The sequence below is a fragment of the Pseudomonas sp. MAFF 730105 genome, assembly GCF_055380705.1.
In genome coordinates, this window is the sequence record NZ_AP018438.1 from 3,710,967 (window position 1) to 3,726,390 (window position 15,424).

Below are 15,424 nucleotides of genomic sequence, written 5' to 3' on the forward strand. Positions count from 1 at the left end.
CATGAGCCTGTTGCTGTTATTGGTGGCCTGCGTGCTGACGTGCCTGGGACAGATTGCCCAGAAGTACGCCGTCGAGAGCTGGCGTGGCCGATCATCGGGCTGGGGCGAGAAACTGTGCTCGCCGTGGCTGTGGCTGGCGCTTGCGGCGCTGGGGGCCGGGCTGCTGGTGTGGTTGCTGGTATTGCAGCGCCTCGAAGTGGGCATCGCCTACCCGATGTTGAGCCTGAATTTCGTATTGATCACCCTTGTGGCCCGATTTGTATTCCATGAGCCCGTCGACCGTCGTCATTGGCTGGGCGTCGCCCTGGTGATCGTCGGCGTGATGTTGCTGGGGCAGCACGCATGAATCTTCGTCGCGGTGTCATCTTTGCACTGGGCAGCGTGTTGCTGGTCAGCATCGCGCAATTGGCTTTGCGCTGGAGCATGAGTCGTCTTCCGCTGCCCGGACAGTGGCTCACCGGCAGCCTCGATCCAACGGCGCTGGCCGTGGTCGTGGGCGCCATTTTTGCCTACGCCTTGTCGATGCTCTGTTGGCTGGTTGCGCTGCGAGACCTGCCGTTGGGCCGCGCCTATTCGCTGCTGAGCATCAGCTATGCGCTGGTGTACCTGCTTGCCGCCGCGCTGCCGCTCTTCAATGAAGGCTTCAGCCTCTCGAAAAGCCTCGGAGTGACCCTGGTCATCCTCGGCGTCCTCACCATCAACTCTCGCCCCGCTCAAGCATCCGCACCCAGGAAGGTCGTATGAAAATCAGTGTATTCGGTAGCGGCTATGTCGGTCTGGTCCAGGCAGCCGTCCTGGCAGAGGTCGGTCATGATGTCGTCTGCATGGACATCGACTGCGAAAAGGTGTCCGCCCTCAATCAGGGACACGTCAGCATCTTTGAACCTGGCCTGGCCGCGTTGGTAAAGGACAACCTGGACAACGGAAGGCTGCGTTTTACCTGCGAGGAACAGCCGGCCGTGGAGCATGGCAAGGTCCTGTTCATTGCCGTAGGCACGCCTTCGCACCCGGACGGTTCGGCAGACCTGAGCAGTGTCTTCGCAGTGGGTGAAGCCATCGCCCGGCACCGTAGCGAGCCCGTCATCGTCGTTGAAAAATCCACGGTCCCCGTGGGCACGGGGGATGCCCTGCGTGATCGGATGAACGAGGCCCTGCGACGCCACAGCCGGATACTGGATTTCGATGTCGTCTCCAACCCGGAGTTTCTCAAGGAAGGCTCGGCCGTCGCCGATTGCAGGCGTCCTGACCGGATCGTCATCGGGTGCGAGCGGGATGATGTCCGTGACGTGATGCGTGAACTCTATGGGCCGTTCAATCGCAACCATGAACGCATCATGTTCATGGACCTGCGCAGCGCCGAGCTGACCAAGTACGCGGCCAACTGCATGCTTGCCACCAAGATCAGCTTCATCAACCAGATCGCCGAGCTGGCCGAGCACCTGGGCGCCGACGTCGAATCGGTACGCCTGGGCATCGGTGCCGACTCGCGCATCGGCTATGACTTCATCTACCCCGGCTGCGGCTATGGCGGCTCCTGCTTTCCCAAGGACATGCGCGCATTGATCCACAGCGCCCAGCAGGCCCAGTGCTCCAATGACCTGTTGCAGGCGGTGGAAGCGATCAACCAGCGACAGAAGCAAAAACTGTTCGAGCGAATCAATGCGTTCTACGAAGGTGACCTGCAAGGCCGGACGTTCGCGGTGTGGGGCCTGGCTTTCAAGCCCAACACCGATGACATGCGGGACGCGCCCAGCCGGGTACTCATGGAGGCACTGTGGGAAGCCGGCGCTCATGTACGGGCATTTGACCCGGAGGCCATGCGCCAGACCCAGTCGTTGTACCAGGATCATCTCAATCTCAGCCTGATGGGCACACCGGAAGCGACCCTCAGCGGTGCCGATGCGCTGATCATCTGCACCGAGTGGCAACAGTTCAAGGCACCGGATTTCGACCTGATCCAGAAACGGCTCAAGGCCCCGGTGATCTTCGATGGCCGCAATCTGTACGACGCAGAGCGCCTGGCGCAGCGGGGGTTCCAGTACTTTCCGATAGGCCGTGGCGATTCGTGCAAGTTGCCGATCTCGCATCAAACAAAGTGGGAGCCCCGTATCGCGCGCTGAAAGCTGAAAGCCGGGGCCCGATGAATCAGCGGGGGTCGTTGAGAATCAAGCTGCGATAATGCCCCGGATTGGACCCGGACCACTTGCGGAACGCCTTGTAGAACGAACTGGCATCGGCGAAGCCCAGGCGCGAAGCAATGTCGACGAAACTGATGGAGGGTTCGGCGAGCCAGGTGATCGCCAGCTCCTTGCGCACGCTGTCCTTGAGTCCCTGATAGGTCTGCCCTTCTTCCGCCAGGCGCCGGCGCAGGGTCGACGCCGACACGCACAACTGCTGGGCCAGGGCTTCGGTTTCCGGCCATTGCTCGGCCGGCAACTGGCGCAGGTCGTGCCGGATCCGGCTGGCAAGGCTCTGCGGGTCGCGGTATTTGACCAGGATATTGGCCGGTGCCCGGGCCAGGAAACGCTTGAGTTCTTCGACACTGCGGCGGATAGGCAGGTCCAGGTACTCGGCGGCGAAGATCATCCGGGTACGGGGGCGGTCGAAGCGCAGGTTCTGGGAAAACATCACCCGGTAGTCGTCGCAGAAGTCCGGCGCCGGGCAGCGCAGCTCGACGGACAGAATGGGAATGCGCCGTCCAGCCAGCCAGCAGGCCACGCCATGGACGATCATCCAATAGGTGAAGTAGGTAAAGGCCCGACGTGGCTCCTGATCGTCTTCCAGCAAGACGATTTCCGCCAGGCTCTGCTGACGCACCCACTGGGCCGGCAACTGTTCAAGCATCAGCGACAGGAACCCCAGCCCCGCCGTCAGGCCGGCCGCCAGGGTTGGCTGCGCCATGGCGCACTGGCACAAGAACGCCAGGCTGCCGGACTTGAGCTTGCGCGGGTCCATGCCGAAGAACTCATCGTCCAGGCGCCTTGCGAGCAAACGCCAGAGCCGCGCATAGGCAGCGGCCGGCACCCGCGCCTGAGGGTTTTCGAGCCACGCGGGAGCAATGCCGACCTTGCTCAGCACTTCATCGGTGGCAGGGCCTGGGGCGCAGCTTTGCAGCAGCGCCTCACGCACCAGCTGGATGGAGATGGTGTCTTTTTCGGCCATGGCGCCGGTGTTCACAGGATCCGGTAAAGCAGCCGCTCGATCCGCACCCGGCTGACCCGTTTCAGGAACTTGGCCACCGCCGCCGGGTAGTCCGGCAACGCTTCCAGGTCCAGGTAGCGTTCGATTCTGCGGGTATGCCGGTAGATCTGCTCGAGCTCGGCCTGACGCGGTTCCAGCAACTCCCCCTTGGGGTCGTCCAGCAACAAGGCGTTTTCCAGGTCCAGGCGAAAGGCCCGCGGATTCAGGTTGTTACCGGTCAGCAGCGTGTAGCGCTCGTCGACCCACATGCCCTTGAGGTGATAGCTGTTGTCGCCGTCACGCCACAGGTGCAGGTTCAACTGACCGCTGTCGATGTAGCGCTGATGCCGCTTGGCGAAGCGACGCAGGCTGATTTCATACAGGTAAGGCAGCGCGGCGATGATCTTGAACGGCTCGCTCGGCGGGATGAAGAAGTCGTTGGCGGTCTTGTCGCCAACGATGATATCGATCTTGACCCCACGGGCCAGGGCGCGGTTGAGCTCCCGGGTCACCGCCAGGGGCAGGTTGAAGTAAGGCGTACAAATGGTCAGTTGCTGGCGGCTGCTGGCGATCAGTTCGCCGATGACCCGACTCAACGGATTGTTCTTGCCAACGCCCAGCAACGGGCTTACCGACAGACCACTCTTGTCGAGGCTACCGGCCGTGGTGTCATAGGCCGCGTACTTGAGTCGACTGCGCAGGTCGCCAATGTCCTTGCGCAAACTGCGGGTGCTGGGCAGGTTCGGCAGGTCCAGGCGATGCACCGCCTTGGAGGTGATCAGGCCGTGCTGCACCAGGTGATGCATCGAATCGGCCAGCGCCGTGTTCTGCAGCAGGTGATAGCGGTCGTAGCGGTACTTGTCGAACTTTTGCAGGTAGACGTTGTTCAGGCTCGCGCCGCTGTAGAGCACGCAATCGTCGATCACGAAACCTTTCAAATGCAGCACCCCGAACAGTTCACGGGTCTGCACCGGCACACCGTAGATCGGCACTTCGCTGGCATGGATGCGCGTCTGCTCCTGGTACCACGCCGAGTTGCCCGGCTGCTTCTTGGCGCCGATCAACCCGCGTTGGGCCCGCAACCAGTCCACCACCACGACCACGTCCAGTTCCGGACGCGCCGCTTTGGCGGCATGCAAGGCATCGAGGATTTCCTGGCCGGCTTCGTCCTGTTGCAGATACAGGGCGACGATGTAGATGCGCTGGGTGGCCTGGGCGATTTTCTCCAGCAGGCAACGGCGGAACTCGGCTGCGCCATCGAGGATGGTCACGGCATCGGCGGTCAGTGCAAAGCTGCGCAGCTTGGGCAGCAGGGAGCGTTTGAAAAGCGACGGCATAGGGCTCGCAAAAGGTCGATTCCGAAGAGCCGCTGAGCTTACACCATGGCGGATGGGTTTGGGACTCTGAGGGAGCACAGCTTGCTCGCGATCACGATGGCGGAGCCCCATCGCCAGCAAGCCATGCTTCAAAAAGGGCAACCACAGGAAAAAACATTTGACCAAGAAGAACGATCGTTCCACTGTATTCGCCATGAACGAAATCATCAGTAACGACACACGAGACATCATCCTCGATGTCGCCGAAAAGTTGATCTATAAAAGTGGCATTGCCGCCACTGGCATGGATCTTCTGGTGAAAACCGCCGGCGTCTCCAGGAAAAGCATCTACCGCTATTTCGCCAACAAGGACGAGCTGATCCTGGCCGCCCTCGCGCGAAGGGACGAGCGCTGGATGCACTGGTTCAGCACCGAGGTCGACAAGGCCCCTACCCCGGCTGCACGGTTGTACAACCTGTTCACCGTGCTCAAGGGCTGGTTTGACAGCGACGGCTTCAGAGGCTGCGCGTTCATCAATACCAGCGGTGAAACCGGAGACCCACAGGACCCGGTTCGCCAATTGGCGAAGTTGCACAAGCAGAAGTTGCTCGATTACGTCACCCGGTTGTGCGTTGAACAAGGCGCCGAAAATCCCGAAGCCCTGGCCCGACAACTGCTGATTCTGATCGATGGGGCCATTACTGTCGCACTGGTCATGGGCGATCACAGTGCCGCCGATCACGCCCAGGACATGTTGAGAGTGTTGTTGGTTGAAAAGAAGTAGAAATCCTGCCTCATCGAAGGTCATGAAACTTGATTCATCACTCGCTGGAGAATTGCCATGTCTTCCCCTGCTGAAGCTCGTCCGCCGTTGCCGCCCTTCACCCGTGAATCGGCCATCGAGAAAGTTCGCCTGGCCGAGGACGGCTGGAACTCTCGTGACCCACAGCGAGTGTCCCTGGCCTACACCCTGGACACCCAATGGCGCAACCGCGCCGAATTCGTCCATAACCGTGAAGAAGCGAAAGCCTTCCTGACCCGAAAATGGGCCAAGGAACTGGATTATCGGCTGATCAAGGAACTCTGGGCATTCACCGACAACCGCATCGCCGTGCGTTATGCCTACGAATGGCACGACGATTCGGGCAACTGGTTCCGCTCCTATGGGAATGAGAACTGGGAGTTCGATGAACAAGGCCTGATGTGCAACCGCTACGCCTGCATCAACGACCTGCCGATCCAGGAAAGCGAACGCAAATACCACTGGCCCCTGGGCCGCCGACCGGATGATCACCCCGGGTTGTCCGAACTGGGGTTGTAGACACAACACCTGCCAATACCTGAGCTCAATGTGGGAGCGAGCCTGCTCGCGATAGCGGTGGGTCTGCTTGCTCCGGTGTTGAAGGTGCCGCCGTCATCGCGAGCAGGCTCGCTCCCACAGAGAACCTGCGGTGGGACTCAAATCCTGCTGCACCGTGGGCCAATTGTGGGAGCGAGCCTGCTCGCGATAGCGGTGGGTCTGCCCGCTCCAGTGTTGAAGGTGCCGCCGTCATCGCGAGCAGGCTCGCTCCCACAGAGAACCTGCGGTGGGACTCAAATCCTGCTGCACCGTGGGCCAATTGTGGGAGCGAGCCTGCTCGCGATAGCGGTGGGTCTGCTTGCTCCGGTGTTGAAGGTGCCGCCGTCATCGCGAGCAGGCTCGCTCCCACAGAGAACCTGCGGTGGGACTCAAATCCTGCTGCACCGTGGGCCAATTGTGGGAGCGAGCCTGAACTGGCCTAATGATTTTGGACACTTCAATCGGGCGCTATGATGGCGCCCAAATCTGAGGTGTTTGGCTATGCGTAAATCTTATTCCAGTGAGTTCAAGCTCAAGGCTGCCAGCATGGTGCTGGACGAAGGCCAGTCAGTTCCTGAGGTCTGTGCCAGTCTGGATATTGGCCCTACTGCCTTGCGCCGTTGGGTCGACCAGGTTCGCAAAGAGCGCTTGGGGTCGACCCCGGAAGGGGCCAAGGCGATTACCGCCGATCAGCGAGAGATCCAGCAGCTCAAAGCGCTGCTCAGGCAAAAAGACCTGGACATTGAAATCCTAAAAAAGGCCAGTGCTCTCCTGCTTTTGGACTCCAAAGATCATTCTCGTTGATCAACGAGCTGGACGAGCAGTACGGCGTTAACAATTGCTGCCGGGCGTTTGGAGTCAACCGCAGCAGCTTTTACGCCTGGCGTCAGCGCCAAGGCAAGGTGAAGCCTGAGCGGGAGAAACTGAAAGCCGTGCTGATCGAACATCACAAGGAATCCAGAGCGTCCGCAGGGTCTCGTACTCTTTCCAAGGAGCTGCAAGCCAAGGGGCATCGCGTTGGGCGCCATATGGCTCGCAGTTTGATGCGCGAAGCCGGTGTTGCCAGTCATCAGCGGCGTCGGCACAAGTACAAGTCTTGCGGCGTGGAAGCGCTGGTGGCGCCGCATGTGCTCAAACGCAAGTTTGATGTCACTGCGATCAACCAAGTGTGGTGCGGCGATGTCACGTACATCAAGGTCGGCAGACGCTGGATGTATTTCGCAGCGGTTTTGGATCTATTTGCTCGTCGGATCGTGGGATGGTCATTTTCAATGATTTCCGACGCCGCTCTGACCTGCGAAGCGTTGCGGATGGCGGTTCAATTGCGAGGGCGCCCAAAAGAGGTGTTGTTTCATTCTGATCAAGGTTGCCAATACACCAGCCACAAATTCAGGAATGAGGTGCGCAAACAAGGGCTTCTGCAAAGCATGAGTCGCAAAGGTGAGTGCTGGGACAATGCCCCGATGGAGCGTTTCTTTGGCAGCCTGAAGTCAGAGTGGGTGCCCGAAGCGGGCTACAGTTCGGAGCATGAAGCCCGCGTGGATGTGCAACGCTATGTGATGCGATACAACAACGTCAGGCTCCATAGCTACAACGATTACCGGTCGCCGGTAGCTATGGAGAAACTGGCGGCGTGAAACCTTAACTGGTGTCCAGAATTACTTGACCAGTTCAGCCTGCTCGCGATAGCGGTGGGTCTGTTTGCTCCAGTGTTGAAGGTGCCGCCGTCATCGCGAGCAGGCTCGCTCCCACAGGGAAGCTCGGTGAGACTCGAAACTTGCAGGCACCTTGGTCCCATGTGGGAGCGGGCTTGCTCGCGAAGGCGGTGTGTCAGTCGACAGGATCATCACTGATCTACCGCTTTCGCGAGCAAGCCTGCTCCAACAATAGGGGTCACTGGCCGCAGGGCCTCATCGATTGAGCAGGAACTCCAGCAACGTCCCCGCGCAGGCTTCAATGCTGCCTTCCAGGATCAGCTCATACCCATGGGTGTTTTCCGTGGGTATCGCGATACAACCTCCCATGGCCGACACGCCGCTGCCCATGACGGCGCTGGCATCACTGGCAAAGTCCACAAGCAATGCAAATTGCGGCGCCAGGCCGCAGCGTTCGCCGGCACGGTACAGCTGGTCGACAATCCAACGGCTGTAGCAGCCTTTTTCGTCCCCCGTGTTGATGATCGGGTTGACGCTCAGCCGGGTTCCGTACTCCTGAACCACCGGCCCGACCTCAACTGCTACGGTCACCTCGCCCGGTAAGTGGGCGGCGGCGTATAGCGCTCCGGCGTTGGACTCTTCTTCCTGGGTGGTGAACACGAAATACACCTCACCGACCAGCTCTGACCGGCGTTCGGCCAACAGCGCGGCGGCCTGCAGGGTCGCGACCATCGGCGCACGGTCGTCGAGAAAATGCGCGGCAATGGCATCGCCCACCCGAAACGGCCGGCGCCAGTGCTGGCTCAGCACCACCCGCGTGCCGGGGCGCACACCGTGGCGGTGCAATTGTTCCCGGGAGCAACGGGTGATCACGTGGACATCTTCCCAGTGCACATTCCCGGACAGGACATCCGCCCCCTGATGGGTTTCGGCCGTGCTGTGCATGGAGCCGAACGACAACACACCCGGGATGAAATCCCGATCGCCCAGGATGTCCACCGGGCACACGCCGAAGTTGATCGGGTTGGCACCTCCCAAGGCCACCACCCGCAGTGTTCCATCGGGTTCGACGCGTTTGACCAGCATGGCGATTTCGTCCAGATGCGCCATGACCCTGACCGGCGTTTGGCGGCCGCTACCGCTGGCGGTACCCTCGATCAATCCGATGACGTTTCCGGCCGGGTCGACCCAGGTCTTGTCGCAATGGGGCTCCAGTTCCCGCAGGCAGATTTGCCGGACTTCGTCTTCTTGCCCGCCCGGTCCGCGGGCCATCAGCAGCGCTTCCAGCATTGGTAATGTCGACAGGTTCACTTGCATCGATCAGGTTCTCCTTATGCTTGCCAGAGTCGTCGCTGTGGGAGCGGACCGAAACGTACTTGTCTCTCTTGAGGGGGCTGGCTCTGGAAAAATTTGATCGAATCGGCGGATAAACAGACGAGCGGGCCAGGCCAGGTGACAGACCGGCGGGCATATGGCAGGGTTGACCCCAGTATCGCCAGGCATCACATTGCCTGGGCCGCCGATGACCAAAGGGCGGCTTTGTCGTAGCGCAGACTTGTGGAGCCCATGACCGCGTCGATTCCGATCCGCCCCCCCTGCCCGCCTGGCGTCTGCGATTGCGGGCGCGATGCCTTGCTGGAAACGGCGGGCAGCGATCTGCGCATCCTTTGCCTGAATCGCCAGGAAGAAAAGCGCTTGCTCGAGCGGCTGGAAAACATCCAGGACCTGGCCGAGCTCGAACGGTTGCAACAGCGGCTTTACGAAAACCTGGGCATCCGCCTGACCATCGAGCCGGGCTACAACGAAGTCCGGACCATGCGCGGTATCGCCATCGAGTTCCAGGAACAACCCGGTCTCTGCCGCAAGATTCGCCAATCGATCCCGGCCGCCATTCGCCGCGGGCTGGAAAAGCGCCCGGAAATCGCCTGGCGCCTGCTGGACGCCCACGATTTGTTCCGCGACGCCTGAGGCTCAGCCTCAGCGCCGGATCCGGTGCAGGAACTCGGTTCTTTTCTGCCGATCCGCCTGCTCTTTCGCCAGCAGCTTGGGCAGCAGATCGGTGGCCTGTCGCACCCCGAGGATGAACACGCCGTCATCATCGCCGATGGCAATGTCCCCCGGATGCACAGTGACACCCGACACCCGGATCGGCTGATTGACTTCGCCGCCGAGCCCAAGGCTACGGGTCGTGAAAGCGCTGACACTGCGACTGAACACCGGCAGGCGATGGGCCCGCAGGGCGGCCACATCGGTCACCGCGCCGCACACCACGACGCCGGCCAGGCCTTTGATCAGTCCGGCCAGGGTGCGCAATTCTCCCCAGCAAGCGCAATCGGGGTCACCCACGCATTCCACCACCAGCACATCCCCCGGCTCGCTCAACAGCAAGGCTTCGCGCAAGACACTGCCGTCGGGTGTGAAGAGCCTGACCGTGACCACCCTGCCGAGCATGCGCAAGTTATCGAACAGCGGGCGAATACCCCGCAGGTAACCGCTGTCGGTGAAGTGCCCCAGGGTGGACGAAGCGATACCCCGGTACTGTGCCAACAGCGAGTCAGTGACCTGCGCTGGCGCGATTGAATCATTCATGTCTTGTTCTCTTGCGCAGCAACGGGCAGGCCGAACAGTATTCGACCGGGTTGCTCGCTTGGTAATAGAAACAGCACGTGCGCCGCAATCGCCGACAGCCTCCATCGGCAAGGGGCATGGGGGCGCGACGAAAATGCTGCAACGGGTTGTAATCCAGGCCGAACAGCCCAGGATCGGCCTGGTTCAGCAGCCAGTCGAAGTCGGCGTCGATGCGCCGGCGCGTGGACGCGTCCCGCAGGCTGTCCATGCGTTTTTCATACAGCGAATAGACCCGCACCGCCGTGTTTTCCCAGAGGATGCGTCGGGAGATGCCGCTGACCTGGGCGAACCGATCCCACAATGGCTTGAGCAGCCCGGCGAACAGGCTGCCGACCACCGCTTCACGCCAGGCCTGCCGCTCGCCGGCGGCATAGGTCCAGGGCTCCAGGTCCAGCAATGGCATCGACGAGGTCCAGCGTCCCTCGTCGTGACCGTATTCGATGACGCTGTTGTCCAAGGACATCAGCAGCCCCTTGTCGCATGCCGACAGCGCATACAGGCAGGTGTTGGTGGTGAGGAACGACATTCGCTTGCTCAACAGCGAGGCGGTGATTGCCCGGGACGGTGAGCCAAGGACCGGCGTCAGCTCGTCCAACAGCCGCAGGCACACACCGCCATTCAACAGTTCATGGGCCGCCAGGGAACGCGACGAATCGCGTTCCCCTGCCGGTTTCAACCGCAAGGGGCCGCTGAGCACCGCCCACTCGCCAGCCGTAAACCGGCGGGCCGCATCGGTGAATGCCGGTTCGATCCCGAGCCCACGAGTGACCGCCATGCCCTCAGGCCTCCAGCGACAGCCGGCGGAACGGGTTGACCACCTCGCCCTTGCCGAACGGCATGCTGCCCGGCCCACCGGCCCGCTCGATCATGGGCGTGAGCAACAGTTTCTGCGGCCAGTTTGGCGAGTCGAACAACTGCGCCTTGAGCATCGCCCGGGCCTCGGCGTCGAAGTCGATGGTCTCGATCAACTCGTCCAACACGTCCCGCAAGGCCTGCCACAAACCATTCACCGGCATTGAGTAGACCTGCGCCAGGGTGTCCATGATTGCGCGCATGTTGACCTGGATGCCCAGGGTCTGCAGCCAGAACAGCAGGTCTTCAGGACGCTCGTGGTACAGCGTGTTGGCGTGGCCTTTCTTGATGCGGTACACCGGGTCCGCCATGCCGTTGCGCTCCAGCCACGGCACGAAGATCCGCAGCGAATCGTGGTCGCGCAGCAGCAGGCCTTCGGCATGGCCGTCCTTCCACACCAGCACCGCGTTCTGGCCGTGGACTTCCCCCAGCATGCCGAGGCGAAACATGCGCAAGTTGATGTCGAAGAAGCTGCGGGCCAGTTCGCGGAACAGGGTCATGACCGACTCGGCGTCCGCCGGCAGGTTGCGATACCGCATCCAGTCGTCGAAGAAGTGGCGGTTGCTGCCCGGCAGCGGCGTGCCCAGGGCGGCCATAGGCAGCAGGCGGGTGTCGGCATCGTTGAGCAACGCGCTCGGGTAACCTCGGACCATGGCCGACAGGTGCCTCGGCGCCTCGTCGAACAACGTGGCCTCGGGTGGCATGAACGCCCACCACTTGCCCTCATCGCACAGGTGCAGCGACTGACGCAGGGTCGCGTCTTTGTCCAGGACCTCGTGGAGCAAGGCTTCGCTCAGGCCGCCATTGATCATCTTCACCGCCGGCAGATAGCGCGACGCGCCCAAGGAGTGAATGGCCATCGGCAGCTTGAGGTAGTCGGCGCTGTCGAAGCACGAAGTCATGGAGCGCAGCGACGAGGTGGCGAAGAAATCGCCCTCGTTGAAGCTCAAGCGCTGGCAGTCACCCTTGGCGAATACCTCACCCAACTGTTTGTCGAGCACATGTTCCCACTGCCATGGGTGGACCGGCAGCGCAATGTGGCTGTCGGCCAGGCCCCTTGCCTGCATTTCTCCGGCGAGTCGGGCCTGCATAGGCTCAGGCAACAGATAACGTGCCGGATAACACTGCGCCAGGTCCCCCACGCCTCCACCGCATTGCAGAAGCGTGCGGTCCACCGCCACCCAGTTCAAGGCCACCGGGCGGGCGAATTCGGCCTGGTAGCGCAGGTATTCCTCGTCGTCGAGCCCTTGCTTGGCTTTGGCCAATGGGTGATAGGGACGATCGCGCAGCGAAGCCCATTGTTCCATGGTGCGGAAAAACGTCGCCGGATCCTGGGCCATCAACTCACGGTCATCCACCGTATGGGACAGGGACAACGCCGTCTGTTTGACGCTGGTGCGCAGCACATCGAGAAACAGCGCCAGCCCTTTATCGTTGTCCTTGAAGCGCTCGGCCATCGAGCCGAACGCGCGCTTCATGAAGTCTTCCGGGGAGAGCACGGTCCATTGTTCCTCCTGCCGGGCCAGCACCGCTGTGCCCGGCACTTTTTCCCACTGCTGGGTGATGCCCGCACGCAGGGCAACGCTGATGAAGCGCTGTTCGGTCGGGTCGTAGCACCAATCCCAGATACGCTGCTGCGGGGTCAGCCCGGCGAGCGTCGGCGCTGTCGGGTGGGCCTGCTGCCAGTCGCTGATGCGTACCAGGGGCAACGGCTCGCTGCCGAAGAAATGTTCGGCCAGCAAGCAATCCACCAGATCCTGCATGACGATATCGGCGGCTTGGGCCAGGGCTTGTGAGGTCAGGCGAGTCATCTTGATTCATGTCCTTCTGAAGAAAGTGTGGCCAAGCGGCCCTGGAGGGCGCGAAACGCAATGCCGCGCTCGTCGCCCAGTACAAAGGTGTTCACCCCTCGGGTACGCCAGCGGGCGTGGTCGTCGGGTTGGCGGGGAATGGCGCAATAGGGAATGCCGGCATCGCGGGCCGCCTGCCAGGTGTCCAGCAGCGCCTGTTGTACCGCCGGCGTGTTGATCTGCCAGGGCGTGCCAAGAGACTGGGACAGGTCCGCCGCGCCTTCGAGGATCATGTCCAGGCCGGGCACCGCCGCGATGTCCGCCGCACGCCGCACGCCTTCGGCGCTTTCAATCATCGCCACCACCATGATTTGCGCGTTGGCCAGTCCCACGTACTCGGCCAGGCTGTGTTTGCCAAACGAACCGGGGCGCCCGGCATTCAGGCTGCGCCGCCCCAACGGCTGGTACTTGCATGCGGCAATCGCATCGGCCAGTTGTGCCGGGCTTTCAATCATCGGCAACACGACGCCCTGGGCGCCGCCATCGAGCAGACGTAGCAGGGTTTTCGGATTCAGGTCCGCCACCCGCACCAAGGGTGTGACGGCGTAGGCTTCGGCCATGCGGATCATGTGCTCCACGGTTTCCGGGTTGATCAGCACATGTTCCATGTCGATGATCACGAAGTCGTAGCCCGCCTCGGCGATCAACTCGATTGCCATGGCCGACGGAATCGAACTGATCAGGCCATAGGCGGCCTGTCCCGCACCGAGCTTGAGTTTCAGTTGATTGGTTCTCAGCATGTCTGCGGCCTGAAGGCGTGCAGTGGATTGGGCACCGACTTGAAGCGCCGCTCCCCGTCCCCCAGCAGGCGACGCTTGGTCAGCTCTTCCACTTCATAGGACGGTGCGAACACGTCGAACAGTCCGAAGCGCTCGCGGTGTTGCGGGTGCGCAGCCTGGTAAGCCGTGATGACGTCGGCGGTCATCTGCCAGAAGCGGGTTTCATCCAGCTGATAGTGCTGGCGCAGGAAAATCGCCATCTCCGCCAGGCAAATGAAGAAGAAACAGTCGCAGGAGAAATCCCGCACCGCATTCACGTCATCGGTGAGGATGAACGAGTTGCGGTTCAGCTTTGCATGGCTGGCGGGCAATGGCACCAGGGTCGGGCACAGCTGCGGCCGCGCCAGGTGCGCCGGGGAGTAACGCACCCCATCGTGGAAGTCCTTGAGGGCGATGCGTTGCGGCCAACCGTCCCGGGTGATCAGCACGATGTTCTGGCCGTGGGACTCCATGCCGATGCCTTCGGCGTAGAGCATGTGAATGATCGGCGGCACCGTGACTTCCAGCAGCCGCCGGGTCCAGGCCTGCAAACCGTACTGGGCAATCCAGGCATCGATGAACGGCAGTTGCTCGCCCTGGCCGTAGCGGTTTTCCACGTGGCTCAGCCCGTTGAACGGCACCGCTTGCTCATCGGGTTTGAGATAGGCATGAATGCTTTCACGCCAGATCGCGCCGAGGGTGCCATAGGCTTGAGGCGCGCGGGTGGCCGGCAGGTGGTCGTAATTGAAGCTGACGCCGGCCACCTCACCGAGGATGACGAAATCCAGGGCACGGGCGGTGCTGTCGGTGGCGATCAGCTGCTGCAGCCAGTCGGTGATGATCGGGCCGTTCATCACGGTATGCCGCGCCAGAATGCGTGTGCTGGAGGTGTTGGTCATGCTCATCGCCAGCTTCACATAGGGGCGCTCGGGTGCGCTGGCGTTGGCCAGGGTGCGGATCGATTGCTGGGCCTTGTACTGCTCCTGCGAGGTGCCCAGGTAGATCAATTCGCCGCTGAGCAGCTCGGGGTAAAACCTCGGGACAATGGTGTTTTCCCACTGCCATGGGTGGACGGGAAGCACCCAGTAAGCGTCCGGCGACTGACCGCGGCCTTCGAGGATCGTGGCCAGCTGTTGCAGGCGCGTCTCCCCTGCTTCCTGGCGGATGAACGCGTCGAAATCCATCTTGCCGGAATGGTTCATCGCCCCGCAGGACTTGGCCACGGCCAGCCAGACGATGGCGATGGGGCTGGCGAACTCCGGCCCGTAGCGGGTGTTGTCGTGCAGGGAGAAACCGATCCGCGATTTGTAGCACGGGTGGTAGCTGTGGGCGTCCATGAAGTGCTGTTCCAGCGCATCCACATCCAGCCGATGGGGCGCACGTGGTGCACGGTAGCCTTGGCTGCGGGATTGCAGATCCTTGAGCTGGGTCTGTTCCAGTTCCTGGATAAAACGTGGCAGGTGGGCGCTGCCTTCGAATTCGCCGAGCAGTTCCGCCAGGGCCTGGTGCAGGTCGGGCGCCTGGGATTGGCCTGCGGCATCGACGCGCTCAAGGCTGGCGTGATCCAGGCGGATCAGCTCGAAACTGCTGCTACGCAGGCCGTTGCAGTGGTATTGCACCGGTTGTTGCGCGGCATCGGTGCCCTGCACGATGAAACGATACCGGCCGTTCGCAAGCGCCTGGCACTGATACGCCAGCACGTCTTCGTACAGCAGGGTTTGCAGCAGTTGACCGACCACCCGCTGTTGGACTTTTACCCGGACATCGGCATCGGTGCCCGCCAGCCAGGCGCCTGGGGCGGTGGACTGCGGGGCTTGTTCAAAAATCGTCATGGGAATTCCTTATC

Annotated in this window: 16 protein-coding genes; 8 read left to right on the plus strand and 8 right to left on the minus strand. The window is 61.8% G+C overall.

Annotation, left to right across the window (positions count from 1 at the left end):
- Position 1: 1 nt before the first annotated feature.
- Genes arnE through PCOSP_RS16155 form a run of 3 tightly spaced genes read left to right on the plus strand, consistent with a single transcriptional unit; the run spans position 2 to position 2,120 of the window.
- Complete coding sequence (gene arnE, locus PCOSP_RS16145; RefSeq protein WP_432779147.1) at positions 2-346, plus strand: 4-amino-4-deoxy-L-arabinose-phosphoundecaprenol flippase subunit ArnE; 345 nt, start codon at positions 2-4, stop codon at positions 344-346.
- On the plus strand, positions 343-744 hold the full coding sequence (arnF, locus tag PCOSP_RS16150) for a 4-amino-4-deoxy-L-arabinose-phosphoundecaprenol flippase subunit ArnF (protein ID WP_464709002.1): 402 nt from the start codon (positions 343-345) through the stop codon (positions 742-744). The genes arnE and arnF overlap by 4 nt, the downstream gene beginning before the upstream one ends.
- Positions 741-2,120 carry a UDP-glucose dehydrogenase family protein gene (locus PCOSP_RS16155; RefSeq protein ID WP_139643086.1) on the plus strand — a complete coding sequence of 460 codons (1,380 nt, stop codon included), beginning with the start codon at positions 741-743 and terminating at the stop codon, positions 2,118-2,120. The genes arnF and PCOSP_RS16155 overlap by 4 nt, the downstream gene beginning before the upstream one ends.
- 25 nt (positions 2,121-2,145) lie before the next feature.
- Here the strand turns inward: PCOSP_RS16155 and PCOSP_RS16160 are convergent, their stop codons facing one another.
- Entirely contained in the window at positions 2,146-3,162 is a 1,017-nt protein-coding gene (locus tag PCOSP_RS16160) for an AraC family transcriptional regulator (protein WP_139643090.1), read from the minus strand.
- Between the two features lie 11 nt (positions 3,163-3,173).
- Positions 3,174-4,517: a CDP-diacylglycerol--serine O-phosphatidyltransferase gene (gene pssA, locus PCOSP_RS16165; RefSeq protein WP_464709004.1), complete on the minus strand. Its 1,344-nt coding sequence runs from the start codon at positions 4,515-4,517 to the stop codon at positions 3,174-3,176.
- A gap of 193 nt (positions 4,518-4,710) precedes the next feature.
- Here pssA and PCOSP_RS16170 point away from each other — a divergent pair, with 193 nt between their 5' ends.
- From PCOSP_RS16170 to PCOSP_RS16185, 4 genes are all read left to right on the plus strand, one after another.
- Positions 4,711-5,280, plus strand: coding sequence for a TetR/AcrR family transcriptional regulator (locus PCOSP_RS16170; RefSeq protein WP_139643663.1), 570 nt, complete (start codon positions 4,711-4,713; stop codon positions 5,278-5,280).
- Between the two features lie 57 nt (positions 5,281-5,337).
- Positions 5,338-5,817 (plus strand): nuclear transport factor 2 family protein, encoded by a 480-nt coding sequence (locus PCOSP_RS16175; protein ID WP_175362715.1) that lies wholly within the window; start codon positions 5,338-5,340, stop codon positions 5,815-5,817.
- A 519-nt stretch (positions 5,818-6,336) separates the two neighbouring features.
- Complete coding sequence (locus PCOSP_RS16180) at positions 6,337-6,639, plus strand: IS3 family transposase (RefSeq protein ID WP_047230570.1); 303 nt, start codon at positions 6,337-6,339, stop codon at positions 6,637-6,639.
- On the plus strand, positions 6,636-7,472 hold the full coding sequence (locus PCOSP_RS16185; protein ID WP_254705043.1) for an IS3 family transposase: 837 nt from the start codon (positions 6,636-6,638) through the stop codon (positions 7,470-7,472). The genes PCOSP_RS16180 and PCOSP_RS16185 overlap by 4 nt, the downstream gene beginning before the upstream one ends.
- 273 nt (positions 7,473-7,745) lie before the next feature.
- Here PCOSP_RS16185 and PCOSP_RS16190 read toward each other — a convergent pair whose 3' ends face one another.
- The gene (locus tag PCOSP_RS16190; RefSeq protein ID WP_175362716.1) at positions 7,746-8,807 is read right to left on the minus strand and encodes a zinc-binding metallopeptidase family protein; all 1,062 of its coding nucleotides are present in this window, start codon (positions 8,805-8,807) and stop codon (positions 7,746-7,748) included.
- Between the two features lie 249 nt (positions 8,808-9,056).
- Here PCOSP_RS16190 and PCOSP_RS16195 point away from each other — a divergent pair, with 249 nt between their 5' ends.
- Positions 9,057-9,458, plus strand: coding sequence for a hypothetical protein (locus tag PCOSP_RS16195; RefSeq protein WP_024777662.1), 402 nt, complete (start codon positions 9,057-9,059; stop codon positions 9,456-9,458).
- A gap of 9 nt (positions 9,459-9,467) precedes the next feature.
- Here PCOSP_RS16195 and PCOSP_RS16200 read toward each other — a convergent pair whose 3' ends face one another.
- The 5 genes from PCOSP_RS16200 to PCOSP_RS16220 are packed head-to-tail and all read right to left on the minus strand — an operon-like array spanning position 9,468 to position 15,410.
- Positions 9,468-10,079, minus strand: a complete 612-nt coding sequence (locus PCOSP_RS16200; protein WP_464709005.1) for an RraA family protein — start codon at positions 10,077-10,079, stop codon at positions 9,468-9,470.
- Positions 10,072-10,893: an IucA/IucC family C-terminal-domain containing protein gene (locus tag PCOSP_RS16205; protein WP_265067898.1), complete on the minus strand. Its 822-nt coding sequence runs from the start codon at positions 10,891-10,893 to the stop codon at positions 10,072-10,074. The genes PCOSP_RS16200 and PCOSP_RS16205 overlap by 8 nt, the downstream gene beginning before the upstream one ends.
- A 4-nt stretch (positions 10,894-10,897) precedes the next feature.
- Positions 10,898-12,781: an IucA/IucC family protein gene (locus PCOSP_RS16210; protein WP_464709007.1), complete on the minus strand. Its 1,884-nt coding sequence runs from the start codon at positions 12,779-12,781 to the stop codon at positions 10,898-10,900.
- Positions 12,778-13,560 (minus strand): HpcH/HpaI aldolase family protein, encoded by a 783-nt coding sequence (locus PCOSP_RS16215; RefSeq protein WP_464709009.1) that lies wholly within the window; start codon positions 13,558-13,560, stop codon positions 12,778-12,780. The genes PCOSP_RS16210 and PCOSP_RS16215 overlap by 4 nt, the downstream gene beginning before the upstream one ends.
- On the minus strand, positions 13,554-15,410 hold the full coding sequence (locus tag PCOSP_RS16220; RefSeq protein WP_464709010.1) for an IucA/IucC family protein: 1,857 nt from the start codon (positions 15,408-15,410) through the stop codon (positions 13,554-13,556). The genes PCOSP_RS16215 and PCOSP_RS16220 overlap by 7 nt, the downstream gene beginning before the upstream one ends.
- Between the last annotated feature and the right edge of the window lie 14 nt (positions 15,411-15,424).

What these genes read in the sequence shown, in the direction of transcription:
- arnE (WP_432779147.1), top strand. Translation starts at nt 2, where the DNA reads ATGAGCCTGTTGCTGTTATTGGTGGCCTGCGTGCTGACGTGCCTGGGA.
- arnF (WP_464709002.1), top strand. Translation starts at nt 343, where the DNA reads ATGAATCTTCGTCGCGGTGTCATCTTTGCACTGGGCAGCGTGTTGCTG.
- PCOSP_RS16155 (WP_139643086.1), top strand. Translation starts at nt 741, where the DNA reads ATGAAAATCAGTGTATTCGGTAGCGGCTATGTCGGTCTGGTCCAGGCA.
- PCOSP_RS16160 (WP_139643090.1), bottom strand. Translation starts at nt 3,162, where the DNA reads ATGGCCGAAAAAGACACCATCTCCATCCAGCTGGTGCGTGAGGCGCTG.
- pssA (WP_464709004.1), bottom strand. Translation starts at nt 4,517, where the DNA reads ATGCCGTCGCTTTTCAAACGCTCCCTGCTGCCCAAGCTGCGCAGCTTT.
- PCOSP_RS16170 (WP_139643663.1), top strand. Translation starts at nt 4,711, where the DNA reads ATGAACGAAATCATCAGTAACGACACACGAGACATCATCCTCGATGTC.
- PCOSP_RS16175 (WP_175362715.1), top strand. Translation starts at nt 5,338, where the DNA reads ATGTCTTCCCCTGCTGAAGCTCGTCCGCCGTTGCCGCCCTTCACCCGT.
- PCOSP_RS16180 (WP_047230570.1), top strand. Translation starts at nt 6,337, where the DNA reads ATGCGTAAATCTTATTCCAGTGAGTTCAAGCTCAAGGCTGCCAGCATG.
- PCOSP_RS16190 (WP_175362716.1), bottom strand. Translation starts at nt 8,807, where the DNA reads ATGCAAGTGAACCTGTCGACATTACCAATGCTGGAAGCGCTGCTGATG.
- PCOSP_RS16195 (WP_024777662.1), top strand. Translation starts at nt 9,057, where the DNA reads ATGACCGCGTCGATTCCGATCCGCCCCCCCTGCCCGCCTGGCGTCTGC.
- PCOSP_RS16200 (WP_464709005.1), bottom strand. Translation starts at nt 10,079, where the DNA reads ATGAATGATTCAATCGCGCCAGCGCAGGTCACTGACTCGCTGTTGGCA.
- PCOSP_RS16205 (WP_265067898.1), bottom strand. Translation starts at nt 10,893, where the DNA reads ATGGCGGTCACTCGTGGGCTCGGGATCGAACCGGCATTCACCGATGCG.
- PCOSP_RS16210 (WP_464709007.1), bottom strand. Translation starts at nt 12,781, where the DNA reads ATGACTCGCCTGACCTCACAAGCCCTGGCCCAAGCCGCCGATATCGTC.
- PCOSP_RS16215 (WP_464709009.1), bottom strand. Translation starts at nt 13,560, where the DNA reads ATGCTGAGAACCAATCAACTGAAACTCAAGCTCGGTGCGGGACAGGCC.
- PCOSP_RS16220 (WP_464709010.1), bottom strand. Translation starts at nt 15,410, where the DNA reads ATGACGATTTTTGAACAAGCCCCGCAGTCCACCGCCCCAGGCGCCTGG.